Below are 2,378 nucleotides of genomic sequence, written 5' to 3' on the forward strand. Positions count from 1 at the left end.
AGCCGGTGCTGATCATCCAGTCCGACGAGGACCGGCACTGCCCGATGGAACAGGCCCAGCGGCTGTTCGTGGCCCTGAAGACCCGCGGCGTCCCCGTCGAACTGCTCCTGTGCCCCGGCGAAGGCCACGACCTGTCCCGCTCCGGCCTGCCCAGCCACCGGGTGGCCCGCTTCGAAGCGGTCCTCGAATGGTGGGCCCGCCACCTCTGAACCCCCCGGCCAGGGCCCGTCCCCGGGCCCTGGCCGGGGGGTTCAGAGGGGCCCACCATTCGAGGACCGCTTCGAAGCGGGCCACCCGGTGGCTGGGCAGGCCGGAGCGGGACAGGTCGTGGCCTTCGCCGGGGAACAGGAGCAGTTCGACGGGGACGCCGCGGGTCTTCAGGGCCACGAACAGCCGCTGGGCCTGTTCCATCGGGCAGTGCCGGTCCTCGTCGGACTGGATGATCAGCACCGGCTTGGTGATGGAGTCGACGTAGGTCAGCGGGCTCTTCTGCGCCCAGCGGGCGGGGTCGGCGCCGTACAGGGCGATCGCGACGTTCACGCCGTCGTCGCTGGAGGCGGCGTAGCTGTCCACCGCGTACAGGCCGCGCTCGCCGATGAACGCCCGGAACCGCTCGCCGTGGTGGGCCGCCATCCAGGCCGCCATGTAGCCGCCGAAGGAGCCGCCCATCACCCCGACCCGGCTGCCGTCCAGGTCCGGTGCCTCAAGGGCGGTGTCGAGCAGGGCGAGGAGGTCGGGGGCGGTCTTGCGGGCCAGGTCGTCCACGACGTGCATGCCGTGTTCCTGGCCGTAGCCGGAGCAGCCGCGGGGGTTGCCCAGGACCACGGCGTAGCCGGCGCTCGCGTAGACCAGGGCCTCGTCCAGGGCGGCGGGGCCGTTGAGGGTGTAGCCGAACTGGGTGTAGGGGCCGCCCTTGATCTGGAGCAGGACGGGGTGGGGGCCTTCGCCGCGGGGGCGGACGATCCAGCCCTGGAGGTCGTAGCCGTCCTCGGTGGTGGCGGTGAACTCCTCCACCGGCAGGACGTCGGTCTGCTGGGTCAGGCGGTCGCCGAAGCCGGTCAGCAGGTGTTCGCGGCCGTCGCGGAGGCTGACCAGGTCGCCGGCGCTGGTGGCGCTGGAGACCACGGCGGCCACGGTGAGGCCGTCGGGGGTGTCGACGGCGGTGTAGGCGTTGACCTGGCGGGCGCCGGTGATCAGCGGGGCGGGGGTGCCGCCGTCGTAGGGGACGAGGAGCAGGTGGACCTCGCCACGGTGGTCGGCGGCGAAGAGCACGCCGTCGGCGACCGGGTGGATCATCTGGCTGGCGAAGCTGAGGTGGTAGTCCTCGTGGGTGAGGCGGCGGGCCGGGGCCGAGCCGTCGACGGGGGCGGACCACAGGCCGTAACTCATCGTGGCGTACGCGTTGTTGTTCTCGTCCAGCGGCTCGGCGGCGAAGCACAGGGTGGCGCCGTCGGGAGCGAAGCGGGGGCAGCCCAGGATCAGGCCGCCGCCGGTCAGGGCGCGCAGGCCGCTGCCGTCGGGGGCGCACACCCACAGGTCGTTGCGCAGGTCGTCGCCGGCGCCTTCGTGGCGGGCGGCGGTGAAGGCCAGGAGCCGGCCGTCGGGGCTCCAGGAGACGTCGGCGTGGTCGAAGTCGCCGTCGGTGACCTGCACGGTGGCGGCGGCGGGGTCGTCGGCGAAGGGGTCGGTGACGAAGAGGTGGCGGGGCCGGTCGAAGGTGAACCCGAACCCGTCCGCCCAGTACCGCAGGGTGGTGATGCGGCGCGGGGCCTCGCTGTGCGGGGCGCCGGTGTAGCGGCCGGGGGCGGGCACGCGGGCCGTGTAGGCCAGGCGGGTGGAGTCCGGGCTCCACACCGGCTGCCCGGCGCCGAGGGGGTGGCTGGTGACGGGGCGGGCGTCGCCGCCGTCCAGGGGCAGCAGGTGGATCTGGCCGGGCCCGCCGGGGACGGGGCGCAGGAACGCCAGGTGGCGGCCGTCGGGGGAGAACGCCGGGGCGGCGTCGTGCGGGCCGCGGGTGAGCAGGCGGGCGGGCCGGCTGCCGTCGGTCTCGGCCAGCCACAGCTCGGACACATACCCGTCGGCGGCCAGGTCGGGACGCGTCACCGCGACCGCGGCGAACCGGCCGTCGCCCGACAGCGTCGGCTTTCCCAGAACAGGAAGGAGATCAATGTCTGTGAACTTCATGCCTGCGAATTTAGAGGCGGCAGACAAAGGCAGTCAATGGCCGTGGATTTGAACAGCAAAAAGGCGCGAAGACGTTTTCCTGTCTTCGCGCCAGCATATTCGTGTTGTTTTTCCATGTTGCGGCGGAGGGGCGGTTCCGGAATATCTGGCCGCCCCTCCGGCCGCAGCAGCTTTATTACTGGATGTTGACGTAG

At 72.4% G+C, this 2,378-nt stretch carries 2 protein-coding genes and 1 pseudogene; 1 reads left to right on the forward strand and 2 read right to left on the reverse strand.

Translation table 11 applies throughout. The features are described 5' to 3' along the window. Positions 1–44 precede the first annotated feature (44 nt). Positions 45–209, forward strand: a complete 165-nt coding sequence (locus tag CCN33_RS33885) for an alpha/beta hydrolase family protein (RefSeq protein ID WP_086695988.1) — start codon at positions 45–47, stop codon at positions 207–209. A 64-nt stretch (positions 210–273) separates the two neighbouring features. On the opposite strand, the pseudogene CCN33_RS26545 reads toward CCN33_RS33885, so the two are convergent. Together CCN33_RS26545 and CCN33_RS32570 are read right to left on the reverse strand one after the other, a co-directional pair. After that, positions 274–2,184 (reverse strand): annotated as a pseudogene (locus tag CCN33_RS26545) (S9 family peptidase); the annotation flags it as partial. After that, on the reverse strand, positions 2,181–2,378 hold a 198-nt coding region (locus CCN33_RS32570; RefSeq protein ID WP_208621904.1), incomplete at its 5' end, for a hypothetical protein. The gene CCN33_RS32570 and the pseudogene CCN33_RS26545, both read right to left, overlap by 4 nt.

The organism is Streptomyces recifensis (assembly GCF_002154615.1).
Taxonomy (GTDB): Bacteria; Actinomycetota; Actinomycetes; order Streptomycetales; family Streptomycetaceae; genus Streptomyces; species Streptomyces griseoluteus.

Bases quoted from the DNA above. Each gene is read 5' to 3' on its own strand.
- CCN33_RS33885 (WP_086695988.1), top strand. From the start codon at position 45: ATGGAACAGGCCCAGCGGCTGTTCGTGGCCCTGAAGACCCGCGGCGTC.